Below are 15,142 nucleotides of genomic sequence, written 5' to 3' on the forward strand. Positions count from 1 at the left end.
CCCGGCCCTGACCTCGGTGTCGGCCGGTCCGGCGGTGCCGACCGGGAACCATGCCAGCCCGGGAAGCGACTATAGGTACATGCGGTGTGAGCAGTGGCGGGAGATCCTGTCGGCGCAGTTGGACGGTGAGGTCACGGCGGACGAGCAGCGCAACGTCGGTGCGCACCTGGAGAACTGCGCCGGTTGCCGGGCCTGGCTGGACGCGGCAGCGAAGGTGACCCGCCGGGCGCGTACCCAGGTGGTGACCTCGCTGCCGGATCTGACCGAGGCGATTCTCGCCACCGCACCGCCGCCGCGTCGGCGCTGGCGCACGCTCGTCGCCGCCGCGATGCCGAGTCGTTGGTGGCCGGCGACCGGTGCGCGACCCAGCCTGGTCAACGGGCTGCGCGCCGCGCTGGGTCTGCTGGGCGCCGTGCAACTGGTGCTCGGGCTGGCGCAGATCGGCCGGGCCGAGGTCGCCGAGCACCTCCACGCCAACGGCCAGCACCTGTGGCACGAATCCGCCGCCTGGAATGTCGCCGTGGGTGCGGGTTTCCTCTTCGTCGCGCTGCGTCGGACCTCGCCGTCGGGGCTGCTGCCGATGCTCGGCGCCTTCGTGGTCACCCTGGTGTTGCTGTCGGTCAACGACCTCGTCGCCTCGCAGGTCGCGGTGGAGCGGCTGGTGAGTCACGGCTTCCTGGTGGTCGGCTACCTGATCACCGTGCTGCTGGCGCGAAGCTCCCGCCGGCCCGGCGAGCCGGGCGACCGGCGCCAGCCGGAGCGGTCCCGCTGGCGGTTGCGCCTCGACGAGGTCGACGAGCCCGCCCCGCTGCGGCTGTTGCCGCCCTACTCGGCCCAGGCCCGGCACTCCGCCCACCTAGGTTCCGCCCCGGCCCGCCGGCGTGCCGCTCACGGCGACGACCGGAACCGTGACCGGCGGCGGGTCGCCTGACGGGCCTCATCCGGCAGCGCCGGGCCGGTCCGCCGGACGGTCGGCCGACCGCATCGCCGCGACCAGATCTTCACGGGCCCGGGCCACCCGGGATCGGATGGTGCCGACCGGCACGTCACAAACCTGCGCGGCCTCGACGTACGACAGGCCGAGCAGTTGGGTCGCCACGAACGCCTCACGCCGCTCGGGGGCGAGACCGTCGAGCATTCCACGGAGCACCACCTGCTCGTCCACCCCGGCACGCACTCCGGCCGGTGTGCTCTCCGCGGCGGTCTGCCAGTCGCTGAGGTTCGCGGTCCGTGGCCGGCAGGTGGCGGCGCGTACCTGGTCCACGGCGACCCGCCGGGCGATGGCGAGCAGCCAGGTCCGGGCCGTGGAGCGGCCGGCGAACGACGGCAGTGCCCGCCAGGCTCGCAGGTACGTCTCCTGGACCAGGTCATCGACCTCCCGCACCCCCGGCAGGTGGGTCAGGAACCGCCGTACGTCCTGCTGGGTGGCCCGCACGAACGCGGCTGCGGCGGCATGGTCGCCCCGGCCCGCGGCGAGCGCGTACCCGCTGATGTCGTCGGTCACGGCTGTCATCGCCGTATTGGTCGGTGGAAACCGTCGGTTGGTTCCCCGGCGGGCCGGCAATAGGGCCGGCAATCGGAGGACCTGGCTAGCCGGACCGCTCCGGGCGACGCCGTAGACTGCACTGATGGGGCACCTCACGTGAGCGAGCGGAGTGCCGTGCTGACTGACCAACCGCCGCGGTACCGGCACCTGTGCTGGGCGTACGACGACCCGGCCGGGTTCATGACCCATGCCGTGGAGTTCCTGCGCGCCGGCTTGGCGGCCGGCGAGCGGGTCTGGTTCGTCGTCTCCGGTCCCGCCGAACCGGTCCGGGACCACCTGCTCGGTGTCCGGGACTTCGCCGACGCGCTGCTGACGGGTGCCGCCCAGGTCCGCTCCCTCGACGGCGCGTACGGCAGCACAGCGGTGATCGATCCGGCGAGTCAGGTGGCGTCCTACCGCCGGGCCACCCGGGAGGCCGTCGCCGCCGGATACAGCGGCCTGCGGGTGGCCGCCGACGCCACCGAGCTGGTCCGTACCGCCGCGCAACGCGACGCGTTCGCCCGTTACGAGCAGCGTGTGAACGAGATGATGCGCACCGAGCCGTTCCAGGCCATGTGCGCGTACGACCGCTCGCAGCTGGGCGATCCGGCGGTCGCCGAGCTGGCCTGCCTGCACCCGGAACACAACCTCGGCCAGCTGCTGTTCCGGCTGTACGCGGTACCGCTGCGTCAGGGGCAGGCCGCCCTCGCCGGTGAGCTGGACCCGTCCAACCACGACCTGTTCCGCACCGCGCTGGACCGCGCGGATCTGCAACCCGTCGATGACGAACTGGTGCTGGATGCCGACGGGCTCCGTTTCCTCGACCACCGGGCGCTCATCCACCTGAACGAGTACGCCCGGGACCGGCAGGTGACGGTGGTGCTGCGGGCCGCCCGCTCCGGGGTGGCCCGGCTCGCCGCCCTGCTGGACCTGCCCGACCTGCGGGTGGAGGTGACCCGGTGAGGACCGGTGCGGCCGCCGGGCGCACCGGCTACTTCCACGAGGCTCTCTGTTACGGCTCCGACGAGGAACTGCTCGCCGTCGTGGTGCCGTTCCTGGTCGGTGGTGTGGAGGCGAACGAGCCCACCTTCGTGGCGCTCGGCGAGCGCACCGGCAACCTGGTGCGCGCCGCGTTGCCCCCCGACACGAAGGTCGAGTTCCTGTCGGGCGGCGACGTCTACGCCCGGCCCACCGCCGCCATCCGGATGTACCGCCAGCTCCTCGCCGATCTGGTCGCCGACGGTGCCACCCAGATCCGGATCATCGGCGAGGTGCCGCCGGTCGGTCTCGGCCCCACCTGGGACTGGTGGGCCCGGTACGAGTCGGCGATCAACCACGCGTACGACGACTGGCCGCTGTGGAGCATGTGCGCGTACGACACCCGGACCAGCGCACCCGGGGTGCTGGCCGACGTCGCCGCCACGCACCCGTGCTTCGCCGCAGTCGACGGGCGGCATCTGCCGAGTGTCGACTACGTCGCGCCGGAGACCTTCCTGCGCGAGACGCGCCCGATGCCACCCGACCCGATGCAGACGACCCCGCCCCTGGTCGACCTGCTCGGCCCGACGGCGGCGCAGGCCCGCGCGGCCGTACACCAGGTGGGCCAGGGTGGGCTCCGGGATGACGAGTTCGACGACTTCGTCGTCGCCGTCAGCGAGACCGTCACCAACGGGCTGCGGCACGGCAGTCCCCCGGTCCGGTTCCGGCTGTGGGCGGGCGCGGAACGCATCGTCGCCACCGTCAGTGACGCCGGTACCGGCCCCCAGGATCCGTACGCCGGGCTGCTGCCGTCGGCCAACGGGATGCCCGGCGGGCTGGGCTTGTGGATCACCCATCAGTCGTGCAACCACGTCACCTACCACCGCGACGACCAGGGGTTCACCCTGCGACTCACCGCCGGCCGACCGCTGGGCGCCTGAGCTACACACGAGTCGCCGGGCCGGCGTTCACCGGCCCGGCGACTCGTGGCGTACCGGACTACTTGCGGAACGCGTCCTTGATCTTCTCGCCGGCCTGCTTGAGGTTGGCGCGCATCTGGTCGCCGCGACCTTCCGCCGCCAGGCGCTCGTCGTCGGTGGCGTGACCCACGCCTTCCTTGATCTTGCCGCCGGTGTTCTCGGCGGTGTTGTTGAACTTGTCCTCGACGCCCATGTCGCCCTCCCGGGGGATCCTGTCGCTACGTCCAGTCAGGTACCCAGTCCGGCATCGACCAACCGGAAAAGTTCAAGAAACGGGGCGGAACCGGCGCAGCCGGAGGCTGTTGGCCACCACGAACACCGACGAGAACGCCATCGCCGCCCCCGCGATCATCGGGTTGAGCAGCCCGGCGGCTGCCAGCGGCAGGGCGGCCACGTTGTACGCGAACGCCCAGAACAGGTTGCCCTTGATGGTGCCGAGGGTGGCGCGGGCCAGCCTGATGGCGTCCACCGCAGCCAGCAGGTCGTCCCGGACGAGAGTCAGGTCGGACGCCTCGATCGCCACGTCGGTGCCGGTGCCCATCGCCAGTCCGAGGTCCGCCTGGGCCAGCGCGGCGGCGTCGTTGACGCCGTCGCCCACCATCGCCACCACCCGGCCCTCCCCCTGCAACCGGGCGACCACCTCGACCTTCTCCGTGGGCAGCACCTCCGCGATCACCTCGTCGATGCCCACCTCAGCGGCCACCGCCCGGGCGACCGTGGCGTTGTCACCGGTGAGCAGCACCGGCCTCAGGCCGAGCGCGCGCAGCCGCCGTACCGCCTCCCGGCTGGTCGGCTTCACCTGGTCGGCCACGGCGAGCAGGCCGCGGGCCTGGCCGTCCCAGCCGACCAGCACGGCCGTGCGCCCCGCCGCCTCCGCGTCGGTCGCTGCCCGGGCAAGGTCGTCCGGTACGACCAGACCCCGCTCCTCCAACAGCCGGGCCCGGCCGAGCAGCACCTGGCGGCCGTCCACGGCGCCGCTGACCCCCAGCCCGGCCACGTTCGCGAAATCGGTGACCGGCGGCAGCACGCCGACGTCGGCGGCACCGGCCACCACCGCTCGGGCGACCGGGTGCTCCGAGCCGTTCTCCAGGGCGGCAGCCAGGCGCAGCACCTCGTCGCGTCGCTCACCTCCGCCGGGGGTTACCGCGAGCAGGCTCATCCGGCCGGTGGTCACGGTGCCGGTCTTGTCGAGCACCACGGTGTCCACCCGCCGGGTGGACTCCAGCGCCTCCGGCCCCTTGATCAGGACGCCGAGCTGTGCGCCCCGCCCGGTGCCGACAAGCAGCGCGGTCGGGGTGGCCAGGCCGAGGGCGCACGGGCAGGCGATGATCAGCACCGCCACGGCGGCGGTGAAGGCGGCGGCCGGGCCGGCGCCGTTCCCCAGCCACCAGCCCAGGGTGCCGGCAGCCAGGGCGATCACGATCGGCACGAAGACTCCGGAGATGCGGTCGGCGAGCCGCTGGGCGGCGGCCTTGCCGCTCTGCGCCTGCTCGACCAGCCGGGCCATCTGGGCGAGCTGGGTGTCGGCGCCTACCCGGGTCGCGGAGACCACCAGTCGGCCACCGGCGTTGACGCAGCCGCCGATCACCGCGTCACCCGTTCCCACTTCGACAGGTACCGACTCGCCGGTGACCAGACTGGCGTCGACCGCCGAGGAGCCCTCCTCCACCTTCCCGTCGGTGGCGATCTTCTCGCCGGGCCGCACCACGAAGCGGTCGCCCACCGCGAGCTGGTCGACCGGGACCCGGGTCTCCACCCCGTCCCGCAGCACTGACACGTCCCTGGCGCCCAGTTCCAGCAGGGCCCGCAGGGCCGACCCGGCGGTGCGCTTCGCGCGCGCCTCGAAGTAGCGACCGGCGAGGATGAAGGTGGTCACCCCGGCGGCCGCCTCCAGATAGATGTTGCCGGCGCCGTCGGTACGACCGATGGAGAAGCTGAACGGGTGGGTCATGCCGGGGGTGCCGGCGGTGCCGAGGAACAACGCCCACACCGACCAGCCGAGGGCGGCCAACGTGCCCAGCGACACCAGGGTGTCCATGGTCGCGGCACCGTGCCGCAGGTTGACAAGCGCGGCCCGGTGGAAGGGCAGCCCGCCGTAGACCACCACCGGGGCGGCCAGGGTCAGCGACAGCCACTGCCAGTAGGTGAACTGCCAGGCCGGCACCATGGCCAGCGCGATCACCGGCAGGCTCAACGCCACCGACACCCACAGCCGGGTACGCAGGGCACGCAGCGGGTCCGCCGGCTCGGCGGCAGCCGGTCCGGCCGGGGTGGGCGGCGGCGGCAGGCTGGCCTGGTAACCGGTCTTCTCGACGGTGGCGACGAGATCGTCCGGAGTGACCGGGTCGGCGTACGAGACCGTCGCCTTCTCGGTGGCGTAGTTGACGGTGGCCTGCACGCCGTCGATCCGGTTGAGCTTCTTCTCGATCCGGGCGGCGCAGGACGCGCAGGTCATCCCGCCGATGGCCAGCTCGATCAGGTGCGGCGCGGTGGTCAGGGGTCGGCTCGTACTCATTGCGGGTCCTGTCAGTCGTGTCCGTGCCCGGGGGTCCCGTGCCCGTCCTCGGGCGCGGTGGTGGGGTGCCCGTCGGCCGGTCCGGTGGTGCCGCCCGGGTCACCGACGTGCACCGTGAACTCGGCGGTACGCACCACTCCCCGGTGGCGGAAGTCGAGATAGAGCCGGTACGCGCCGGCCGAGGGGAACTCGGTGGCGAAGCTGACCTGTGGGCCGGGGGCGGTGCGCCCGTCTCCCGGGCTGCCCTCGGGGTGTACGTGGAGATAGGCCAGGTCACCACGGCGCAGCGCGACAAGGTGACCGTACGCGCCGAGGTACGGCTCCAGGTCGGTGACAGGTGCGCCGTCGCGGCTGACGGTGAGCGTCAGCGTCGTGGTGCGCCCCGGCTGCGGGGCTCCGGTGAGGGCGACGGTGTAGCCGTCGACGGTGGCGCTGCTCGCCGGGGCGGGCAGCGGTCGCTCGGCCAGCGCGCCGGGGACGGTCACGTCGACGCCGAGCGTCAGGGGGTCGCCGCCGGTCGGGGTGAAGTCGGCGAAGGCCCGCCACACCCCGGGAGAGTCCATCGGTGAGACGATCCGCCAGGTGCCGTCCCCGGCCAGCTCCGGGTGTACGTGCCGGAAGCCGGAGAGGTCGCGGCGGGCCACGATGAGGTGCATCCGCTCGTCGTGGGTGACGTCGTACCCGGTCACCGGACGGCCATCGGGACCGGTGATCCGGAACGCGAACTCACCCGGCGGCGCGTCGACCGGCACCAGGGTGTAGCCACGGTCGGCAACGAGCAGGCCGCCGGGCAGGTGCCCGGCTGCCCCTTCCTCGTGCCCGGCCGCCTCCTCATGCCCGGCGTCACCCTCGCCGTGGCCGGCACCCTCGCTGTCGTGGCCGGCGGCGACCACGGTCACCGGGCCGGTCAGCTGCCCCACCCCGTACGCCGCGCCGAACACCGCCGCCAGGCCGAGCACGAAGCCGCTCAGCTTCGTCGCCGTGTTCATGGTTGACCCCTCGGTTTCCGCGCGCCGGCCGGCTCAGGCGCCGGCCAGCTCGTATCCGGCCTCGTCCACGGCGGCACGCACCGCGTCGTCGGAGAGCGGCTGGTCGCTGGTGACGGTGACCCGACCGGCGGCCAGATCCACCTGAACGTCCTTGACACCCTCGATCGCACCGATCTCGGTGCTGACCGCGTTGACGCAGTGCCCGCAGGTCATGCCCTGCACCTGGTACGTCGTGCTGACCATGGAACTCTCCTCACCACTCTGGAAGGGTGGGTCGAACACCCACCCGGATACCCGCAGGGGGTATCCGTCGCACCGACCGTACCATACCCCCTGGGGGTAGGTTATTCTTGCCGGCATGAGCACACCCGCGCCGATCCGTGGCTACACCGCCAGCAAGGACCAGCTCCTCGCCCGCCTGCGCCGGGTGGAGGGCCAGGTGCGCGGCATCGAGAAGATGGTCGACGAGGACCGCTACTGCATCGACGTGCTCACCCAGATCTCGGCCATCCAGGCCGCCCTGGACAAGGTCGCCCTCGGCCTGCTCGACGGGCACGCCCGGCACTGCATGCACGAAGGTGCCGCCGAGGGGCGCGCCGACGAGATGGCGACCGAGATGATGGCCGCCGTGGGCCGACTCATGAAGCGCGGCTGACCCGACCCGCCGACGCACCCTCGCGACAGGCGTCGACAGGTCCGGCTGGTTACCATTCGCACACGATGGCCAGCCGAAATCCGTGCCTCGCGGCCCGAGGTCGCCGTCAGGCGTACGCCCGCACGGCCGTCGCGAGCCGGTCCACAGCTCACGGTACGCAGCCACCCCGCCACACTCAGGCCATTCGGGCTGCCCTTCCACACCGCCGTCCGGCGGCACTGAACCGTCTCGCCCATCGACACGTACTCAGCCCTGAAATCGTTGGGAGACACTGAATGGGCGCCGACCACACCCGTTCCGCTCCGCCCACCCCGCCGGGGGTGCGGCGGATCCTCGTCGTGACGGTGGTCCCCCTCTTCATCGCCACCCTGGTCGCCGCCATCGTGCTCTGGCCCCGGGACGCCCCGCGCCCCGAGGCCGCCGACGACACCCCCCGCTACCACGGCACGGTCACCCGGGTGGTCAGCGAGCCATGCCCGCCCAACCCGGTGGTACCCGAGGGGACTCCGACGGCTGCGGACGGCCCCTGCGGCACGGTCACCGTCCGGGTACAGACCGGACCGGACGCCGGGCAGGAGGTGCAGACACCCATCCCGACCGGGCCGGGCGCCCCTCGCGTCGAGGTCGACGACGACATCATCCTGGTCTCGCTGATCGACCCGGAGGATCCGACGGTCAGCACCTACAACATCGCCGAGCACCAACGCGGCAAGCCGCTGGTGTGGCTGGCCGTCCTCTTCGCCGCCGCCATCGTCGCCTTCGGGCGGCTACGCGGACTGGCCGCGCTGGGTGGCCTGGCCGCCAGCTTCGCCATCCTGCTGACCTTCGTACTGCCCGGCATCAGCGCCGGCCAGCCACCGCTCGCGGTCGCCATCGTCGGCGCCTCGCTGATCATGTTCGTGGTGCTGTACCTGACCCACGGCATATCCGCCCAGACTTCGGTGGCCGTGCTCGGCACGCTCGCCAGTCTGGTGCTCACCGGGCTGCTCGGGCTGGCTGCGACCGGGGCCACCCACCTGACCGGTTTCGGCAGCGAGGACGCCACCACCCTGTCCATGTTCCGGGCCGACGTCGACCTGCACGGTCTGCTGCTCGCCGGCATCATCATCGGCTCGTTGGGCGTACTCGACGACGTCACGGTCACCCAGGCCGCCGCGGTCAACGAGTTGCGCCACGCCAACCCGGACCTCTCCCGCCGGGAGTTGTACCGCTCGGCCACCCGGGTCGGGCGGGCACACATCGCCTCTGTGGTCAACACGATCGTGCTGGCGTACGCCGGCGCCTCGCTGCCACTCCTGCTTCTGCTGACCGCGGATTCCCGCGCACTGGGGCAGATCCTGACCAGCGAGTTCCTCACCACGGAGATCGTTCGTAGCGTGGTCGCCACGCTCGGGCTGATCGCCGCGGTACCGCTTACCACCGCGCTGGCCGCGGTGGTAAGCACCGCCGGGCGCGGCGACGCCGACGTCCACAGCGGTGAGCCCACCCCCGTGATTCCCCGGCCGGCAACGGACCGGGCCGAGGCGCTCCACGCCCTCAGCACCCCACCCACCCGAAACACGCCCCCCGCCACCCCTTCAAGGTGGCCCGACCCGGACAGGAGCACGGACACCACATGGTGACACTCCTCAACGTGACCGCCCCTGTAAACGCGGCTCGTAATCGTGTCGCTGGTCACTCAAAGCGATTACGAAATGACGCATCTAGTCGGGTTCGGGGCGTAGAAGCACAGATGGACTGTCAGGTAACCTCACTGCCGGTCACCGCCGAAGGCGCGCAGCGGCGCCTGCGGTGCCGCCGCCCAATCGCCGCCAGGCGAGCCGGGGACCCAGGTACGTGGGGTGAATCCGCGAAAGCGGTAGGGGCCACTTCCGTCCCGAACCCGTCAGCTAACCCGGTCGGCGGTCGATGGAAGGGAAAACAGTGACGGCACCCCTACGCCGCTGGTTGACGCCCGTGGTGGCCGTGTTCGCCGCGTTCGCCGTTTTCGCTGGTCCGATGCCGGCGACGGCCGCACCGAACGACCCCAAACCAGCAGAGCACGACGACGCCCCGCCGATGCTCAACGACTTGATCGAGGCGACCACCCGGGACTACTCCAAGGCCAAGGCCAAACTGGAGAAGTCCAAGAAGCGGCAACTCCGACTGGCGGTTGAGGTCCGCGCCGCTCAGGCTGACCTGGACGCACTCTCGCCACAGGTCGCTCAGATCGCCACCCAGTCGTACCGCACGGGCCGGGTCGGCGCGATCGCCATGCTGTTGCAGAGCAGCGCACCGGACTCGTTCATCAACCGGGCCTCGGCACTGGACGAGCTGAACCTGGTGAACGACAAGAAACTGGGCGAGGTCAACGCGATCAAGCTCCGCGCCGAGCAGGCCAAGCTCGCGCTCGACGCCGAGGTGCGCGAGCAGAAGAAGCTGACAAACGACATGGCGCGCAAGAAGAGCGAGGCGGAGAAGTCCCTCCGACTGGTCGGTGGTGTCGGCCTGACCGGCGGGCTGGTAGACGCCACCTCGCCGGTGGCCCGGATCGCGCCGAACCGGGCCTCGGACGGTGGCTGGAAGCCCGAGTCGTGCAGCCAGAACGACCCCACCACGTCGGGCTGCATCACGCCGCGGACGCTGCACATGTACAAGGAGGTCAAGCGAGCCGGATTCAACCGGTTCGTCGGCTGCTTCCGTCCGGGTGACAAGTTCGAGCACCCCAAGGGCCGGGCCTGTGACTGGTCATTGCAGAACAGCGGCTTCAGCCCGTGGCACAACAACGACACCCGGATCTACGGCAACAACCTGGCGGCCTTCCTGGTCCGCAACGCCGACCGGCTGGGCGTCTACTACGTGATCTGGAACCGGCAGATCTGGTTCGCGGCCACCGAGCGCTGGAGTTCCTACAGTGGCCCGTCCAACCACACGGACCACGTACACGTGTCGCTGCTCTGATCGCTCACACGACGCACCGAGGGCCGTCCCGCCAACCGTGGTGGGACGGCCCTCGGCGTTCCGGAGGTCACCGTCGGACGCGGTCGCCGACTGCCGGTACCCGGACCGGCCTCATTCCTCGCGACGGGTCGCGGGATCAGGGCGCGGTCGCCATCGCACCGCCGAGTGCGGCGGGTTCCGCGGCGACCGCCCGCACCTCACCGGCGGCCAGTCGGTACGACATGCCGACCACCGCACATCGCCCGGCCGCCACCTCCGCAGCGAGAGTCGCGGAGGAGGCCAGCATCGTCTCGACGGTCCGCGCGATGTGGATGTCCACGATGCCGTCCAGGTCGTGCACTCCGGCGTCCTGCGCCCGGCGCAGGCTCGGCACCACGGCGTCGACCACGGCGCCCAGATGCCCGGGCGGCGTGGTGGCGGTGGCCAGTGCCTCGCGGGCCGCCTGGACAGCGCCGCACGAGTCGTGGCCGAGCACCACCACCAGGGGCGTACGCAGCACGGCCACCGCGTACTCCACGCTGCCCAGCACCTCCGGCCCGACGGTGTGTCCGGCGGTACGAACCACGAAGAGGTCGCCCAACCCGCGATCGAAGATGATCTCGGCGGCGAGCCGGGAGTCGGAGCAGCCGACGATCACCGCGAAGGGATGCTGTTCGGCCGCGACGGCGGCCCGCCGCCCAGCGTTCTGGTTGGGATGCCGCAGTGCGTCGGTGACGAACCGACGGTTCCCGGCGAGCAACTCGGCGAGGGCCCGCTGCGGGGCGCCGGGAAGATCCGCGCTGAGCAACTCGCGGTCCGGTCCGGGCTGGGGACCGAGCGTTCCGGGTCGACTCATCCGGCTGCACCTCATCTCTGGGAGGAATGCCTGGTCATCCCGGCCGGCGCTGGTCACGGGCTGCCATCACGGTCACACGCGCCATAACGCACGTCAAGCTATACGTGATATGCATTTCATACATCAGTCGACGCTTGCGCTCGGCCGAACCGAGGCCGGTAACGACGCGGGCCGGGGTACTCGAACGGCAGGTCATACGATGGCGGGCATGGCGAGCACTGACGGACGAGAAAGCGCACGGAACTGGACTTTCCTCACGAACCACGCGCACGTCCTGCTCGCCATCGCCCGTAACCCCACCGCCCGGCTACGCGACGTCGCGACGGAGGTCGGCGTCACCGAACGTGCCGCTCAGGCCATCGTCGCCGACCTGGAGGCGGGCGGCTACCTGCACCGCACCCGGGTGGGCCGGCGCAACGAGTACACCCTCAACCCGGCCGGGCGGTTCCGCCACCCGGCGGAGGCCGACCACCAGGTGGGTGACCTGCTGGCCCTCTTCACCAAGGAGCAGGTGACCGACACCGCCGACCACTGAGCCGGCAGACGTCCTGATCAGACGACGTGGCGCGCTTCACCCACCCGGAACGATCGCCGCGCTGCGATCAGGCCGACGGCGGGATAGGTTGGATCCCGTGTCGTCTCCAGCATTCGCCCGTCCACTGTGGCCGGCAATGCTGTGCGCACTTCGTGAGCTGACCCGGTTGGCGTTGGCGACCCTGGTGCTCGCCGTAGGTGTCGGTGGGGCCGTCGCGGCCGATCCGCCGGCCCGGCCCACCGCCGTACCACCACCGAACGCCACGGTCGTCGGCGGCTCGCCATCCACCGCGATGTCGGCCGTCCAGCCCATCGTCGAGCCCGCTCAGGCGGTCGACGCCGGCCAGGTTTGGCGGGCGGCGGCCACCGGCGCACCGCTGCGGCCCGACCGTACCGACGCCGAGCCGGCCGATGCCGCCCAGGTCGATCACCGCGCCGCCCCGGTGCCCGCCGTCCGGGCGGGCGAGCCGACCCGTCGCGGCCCACCTACCGTCTGACCGACGGCGGTCCGCTCGACCGATCGAGCCAAGTGACGCCCGCCGCTCGCCGGCCAGACGCCCGGTCGGCCCAACGGCCACCGCGGCATCAGCCGTGCCCCGGCATCAGACCCGCCGTCACAACCCGCGTCCATCACAGTCGACGACTCATCCCGACCGCGAGGTGTTGATGATGCGTACCGCTCTCTCCTCCGTCCTGCTCGACGCGCCCCGCGCCGCCGCCATCTGGCTGGGCCTGCTCGGCGTGGTGACGCTCGCCGTCACCGGCCTGCTGCTACGACCTCGACTCTTCCGCTTCGACGCCGGCACCCGCATCCGCGAGGCCGCGCTGCCGAGCCGGTCCGACCACGCCGAGCAACGACGTGACCAGGAGCGCTGGGCCGAGGAGGTCACGATCGCGGCGGAGCGGGCCGACGCGACGGCCCGGCACCGCCGCGATGAATGGCTCATCGCCCAGGACGAGGCCGAGCAGGCGTGGCAGGCGTACGAGGCGGCGGAGGCTGACGTACGCCGGCTCTCCGATGCCGCCGGCATGCCGCTGCCGCAGACCGCCCGCACCCCCGCCGAGTACGCCGACCGCGAGCGCTGGCTGCACCGGGCCGCCCTGGACGCGTACTGGCGGCGAGAGTTGTCGGTGGAACAGCTCAGCGACGTCTTCGCGCACCGCGGCTGGGATCCCCGGTTGCACCCGGTGGAGCAGGAGTTGATGCTGCGTCGGGCGGTACGCGACCACCTGCTCGCCCGGCAGCGGGCGGCCCGGGAACGGGAGCAGGTGACCTGGCGGGCCGCGGAACTCGCCGCCGCCGCAGCTCGCAGCCTGCGCGAGGAAGCAGCCGCCGCGCTGTTGCCGGCGGCCACGGAACGCGAGTCGCTCCTTCCGCTGACCACACCCGCTGCCGCCGAGCAGACCCGGGAGATCCCGGCGGTCGTCGGCCGGGCGCCGGTCGCCGCGTACTGATAGCCGAACGCCCTCCCACCCGGTCTCCGGCAATTTAGTGTCGGAAGGACGTCGACCGGGTACCGACCTCGCCGGACATTGAGGAGGGCCGACGTGGTCGCAAGCGATGGCGGGAACCAGCCCGAGGAGACGGCGCTTCGGGGCGCCGGGCCGCGCCAGACCTGGGCCGCCCTGCCCTGGCTGGTCCGCTCCGCCGTGGTGTGGAGCGCCTGCCTGGTGGTGATCGCCGCCGGGCTCTACCTGCTGGCGCGGATCACGCTGCTGGTCACCCCGCTGGCCATCGCCCTGGCCGCCACCCTGTTCCTCACCGCGCTGCTCGATCCGGTGAACCTGGCGCTCCGCCGGCTGCGCCTGCCGGCCGCGCTCGCCGCTCTGCTCAGCGTTCTCTTCCTGCTCGGCATCCTGGGCGGTGTCGGCGCACTGGTGTGGAGTCTGACCGCCGACCAGTTCAGCGAGTTGGGCCAGGAACTGCGGCAAGGGCTGGAGCGCACCCGCGACTTCGTCACCTCCACCCTGCCGGTCAGCGACGCACAGCTCGACAGCCTGCTCAACCAGCTGCGCCAGGCGATCAGCCAGCAGCAGGTGGACCCGGTCGCCAGCGCCCGCACCGTGGCCGAGGTCGTGGGCTCCGCCCTGCTCGCCCTGGTGCTGCTGTTCTTCCTGCTCAAGGACGGCCGGGAGATGTGGCAATGGACGCTGCGCCGGGCCGCCGGGCGCAACCGGGACATCGCCGCCGAGGCGGGCCGTGTCGGCTGGCACACCCTCGGTTCGTACAGCCGGGGCACCATGTTGATCGCGGCCATCGACGCCATCGGTATCGGCCTGGCGCTGGTGCTGCTCAGGGTGCCGCTGGCGTTCCCACTAGCATTGATCACGTTCATCGGCGGGTTCGTGCCGATCGTCGGTGCCACCGTGGCCGGCGCGGTCGCGGTGCTGGTGGCCCTGGCCGCCAACGGGCCGACCACCGCCCTGCTCACCCTGGCCGCCGTGATCGCCGTTCAGCAGATCGAGGGCAACCTGCTGGAGCCGCTGGTGATGAAGCGCCAGGTACGACTGCATCCAGTGGTGATCCTGGTCGCGGTGACCGCCGGCACCCTCATCGCCGGCATCGCGGGAGCCTTCGTGGCGGTCCCGATCACGGCCGTCGCCTGGCGGGTCATCGACAGCGTGCAACGTCAACGGCAGGCCGCCACGAATGCCTCCGATTCGGCGTCCGGCCCGCCGGCACCCGACTCACCCCCATCGAGAACGCCCCCGTCCGGCCCATCGACCACAGCCCCCGCACCATCGCCCTCCGAACCGTCGTCGTCCGGACCCGCCCCCGAGCCCACCTGACGTCCCCATCGCGCGGCGCGCGGCGCTCGGCGCTCGGCGCGCGGCGCTCGGCATCAGCTTGCGGCATGTCGGGCCGTCAACCCGACGGGAAAGCGCAACATGCCGCAAACCGCGCCCTTACGCCGACCGCAGCGGCCAACATGCCGCAAACCGCGACTCCACAGGCAACCGCGCAGACAGGAGATGCCCCGAGTCGCGCGCCCTCACGCCGACCCACGGACCCGACATGCCGCATGTCGCACCCTCACGCCGACCGGATGACCCGACATGCCGCATGTCGCGACCCCGCGAGGGCCGCACCCTCGACCGGGGGCCGGGGGCCGGGGGCCGGGGCCGGGGGCCGGGGGCCGGGGCCGGGGGCCGGGGGCCGGGGGCCGGGGCCGGGGGCCGGGGGCCGGGGG

16 protein-coding genes and 1 riboswitch are annotated in these 15,142 nt (G+C 72.1%); of the genes, 10 read left to right on the plus strand and 6 right to left on the minus strand.

Going from position 1 to position 15,142, the window contains the following annotated elements; all coding sequences use genetic code 11:
- The first annotated feature begins 79 nt into the window (after positions 1–79).
- Positions 80–931 carry a zf-HC2 domain-containing protein gene (locus Vse01_RS08225; protein ID WP_093408524.1) on the plus strand — a complete coding sequence of 284 codons (852 nt, stop codon included), beginning with the start codon at positions 80–82 and terminating at the stop codon, positions 929–931.
- 6 nt (positions 932–937) lie between these two features.
- Here the strand turns inward: Vse01_RS08225 and Vse01_RS08230 are convergent, their stop codons facing one another.
- Positions 938–1,513, minus strand: coding sequence for a sigma-70 family RNA polymerase sigma factor (locus Vse01_RS08230; RefSeq protein ID WP_093408527.1), 576 nt, complete (start codon positions 1,511–1,513; stop codon positions 938–940).
- Positions 1,514–1,642: 129 nt separating this feature from the next.
- On the opposite strand from Vse01_RS08230, the gene Vse01_RS08235 reads away from it, so the two are divergent.
- Together Vse01_RS08235 and Vse01_RS08240 are read left to right on the plus strand one after the other, a co-directional pair.
- Positions 1,643–2,488: an MEDS and STAS domain-containing protein gene (locus Vse01_RS08235; protein ID WP_232511374.1), complete on the plus strand. Its 846-nt coding sequence runs from the start codon at positions 1,643–1,645 to the stop codon at positions 2,486–2,488.
- Complete coding sequence (locus Vse01_RS08240; RefSeq protein WP_093408529.1) at positions 2,485–3,444, plus strand: anti-sigma factor RsbA family regulatory protein; 960 nt, start codon at positions 2,485–2,487, stop codon at positions 3,442–3,444. The genes Vse01_RS08235 and Vse01_RS08240 overlap by 4 nt, the downstream gene beginning before the upstream one ends.
- A 58-nt stretch (positions 3,445–3,502) precedes the next feature.
- Here the strand turns inward: Vse01_RS08240 and Vse01_RS08245 are convergent, their stop codons facing one another.
- The 4 genes from Vse01_RS08245 to Vse01_RS08260 all read right to left on the minus strand — a co-directional run bounded on the left by Vse01_RS08245 (position 3,503) and on the right by Vse01_RS08260 (position 7,230).
- Positions 3,503–3,676, minus strand: a complete 174-nt coding sequence (locus tag Vse01_RS08245; protein ID WP_093408532.1) for a CsbD family protein — start codon at positions 3,674–3,676, stop codon at positions 3,503–3,505.
- A gap of 72 nt (positions 3,677–3,748) precedes the next feature.
- On the minus strand, positions 3,749–5,998 hold the full coding sequence (locus Vse01_RS08250) for a heavy metal translocating P-type ATPase (RefSeq protein ID WP_093408535.1): 2,250 nt from the start codon (positions 5,996–5,998) through the stop codon (positions 3,749–3,751).
- Between the two features lie 11 nt (positions 5,999–6,009).
- Positions 6,010–6,987 (minus strand): DUF8832 domain-containing protein, encoded by a 978-nt coding sequence (locus Vse01_RS08255; protein ID WP_093408538.1) that lies wholly within the window; start codon positions 6,985–6,987, stop codon positions 6,010–6,012.
- Positions 6,988–7,020: 33 nt separating this feature from the next.
- The gene (locus tag Vse01_RS08260) at positions 7,021–7,230 is read right to left on the minus strand and encodes a heavy-metal-associated domain-containing protein (protein WP_093408540.1); all 210 of its coding nucleotides are present in this window, start codon (positions 7,228–7,230) and stop codon (positions 7,021–7,023) included.
- 115 nt (positions 7,231–7,345) lie between these two features.
- Between Vse01_RS08260 and Vse01_RS08265 the strand changes: the two genes are divergently transcribed.
- The 3 genes from Vse01_RS08265 (at position 7,346) to Vse01_RS08275 (ending at position 10,582) form a co-directional block, all read left to right on the plus strand.
- Complete coding sequence (locus Vse01_RS08265; protein ID WP_093408543.1) at positions 7,346–7,642, plus strand: metal-sensitive transcriptional regulator; 297 nt, start codon at positions 7,346–7,348, stop codon at positions 7,640–7,642.
- Between the two features lie 275 nt (positions 7,643–7,917).
- Positions 7,918–9,264 (plus strand): YibE/F family protein, encoded by a 1,347-nt coding sequence (locus Vse01_RS08270; RefSeq protein WP_093408545.1) that lies wholly within the window; start codon positions 7,918–7,920, stop codon positions 9,262–9,264.
- A 166-nt stretch (positions 9,265–9,430) separates the two neighbouring features.
- A riboswitch (cyclic di-AMP (ydaO/yuaA leader) is annotated at positions 9,431–9,562 on the plus strand.
- A gap of 3 nt (positions 9,563–9,565) precedes the next feature.
- Positions 9,566–10,582, plus strand: a complete 1,017-nt coding sequence (locus Vse01_RS08275) for a coiled-coil domain-containing protein (protein ID WP_093408548.1) — start codon at positions 9,566–9,568, stop codon at positions 10,580–10,582.
- A gap of 136 nt (positions 10,583–10,718) precedes the next feature.
- Here Vse01_RS08275 and Vse01_RS08280 read toward each other — a convergent pair whose 3' ends face one another.
- Positions 10,719–11,417, minus strand: coding sequence for a carbonic anhydrase (locus Vse01_RS08280; RefSeq protein ID WP_093408550.1), 699 nt, complete (start codon positions 11,415–11,417; stop codon positions 10,719–10,721).
- A gap of 199 nt (positions 11,418–11,616) precedes the next feature.
- Here Vse01_RS08280 and Vse01_RS08285 point away from each other — a divergent pair, with 199 nt between their 5' ends.
- The 4 genes from Vse01_RS08285 (at position 11,617) to Vse01_RS08300 (ending at position 14,741) form a co-directional block, all read left to right on the plus strand.
- Positions 11,617–11,952 carry a helix-turn-helix transcriptional regulator gene (locus Vse01_RS08285; protein WP_093408553.1) on the plus strand — a complete coding sequence of 112 codons (336 nt, stop codon included), beginning with the start codon at positions 11,617–11,619 and terminating at the stop codon, positions 11,950–11,952.
- 97 nt (positions 11,953–12,049) lie between these two features.
- A complete protein-coding gene (locus tag Vse01_RS08290; RefSeq protein ID WP_139233215.1) occupies positions 12,050–12,448 on the plus strand; it encodes a hypothetical protein in 399 nt (132 codons plus the stop codon).
- Positions 12,449–12,620: 172 nt separating this feature from the next.
- Positions 12,621–13,406, plus strand: coding sequence for a hypothetical protein (locus Vse01_RS08295; protein WP_093408621.1), 786 nt, complete (start codon positions 12,621–12,623; stop codon positions 13,404–13,406).
- 93 nt (positions 13,407–13,499) lie between these two features.
- On the plus strand, positions 13,500–14,741 hold the full coding sequence (locus Vse01_RS08300) for an AI-2E family transporter (RefSeq protein WP_093408558.1): 1,242 nt from the start codon (positions 13,500–13,502) through the stop codon (positions 14,739–14,741).
- Positions 14,742–15,142 lie beyond the last annotated feature (401 nt).

This window comes from Micromonospora sediminimaris, from assembly GCF_016863575.1.
Lineage (GTDB): Bacteria > Actinomycetota > Actinomycetes > Mycobacteriales > Micromonosporaceae > Micromonospora > Micromonospora sediminimaris.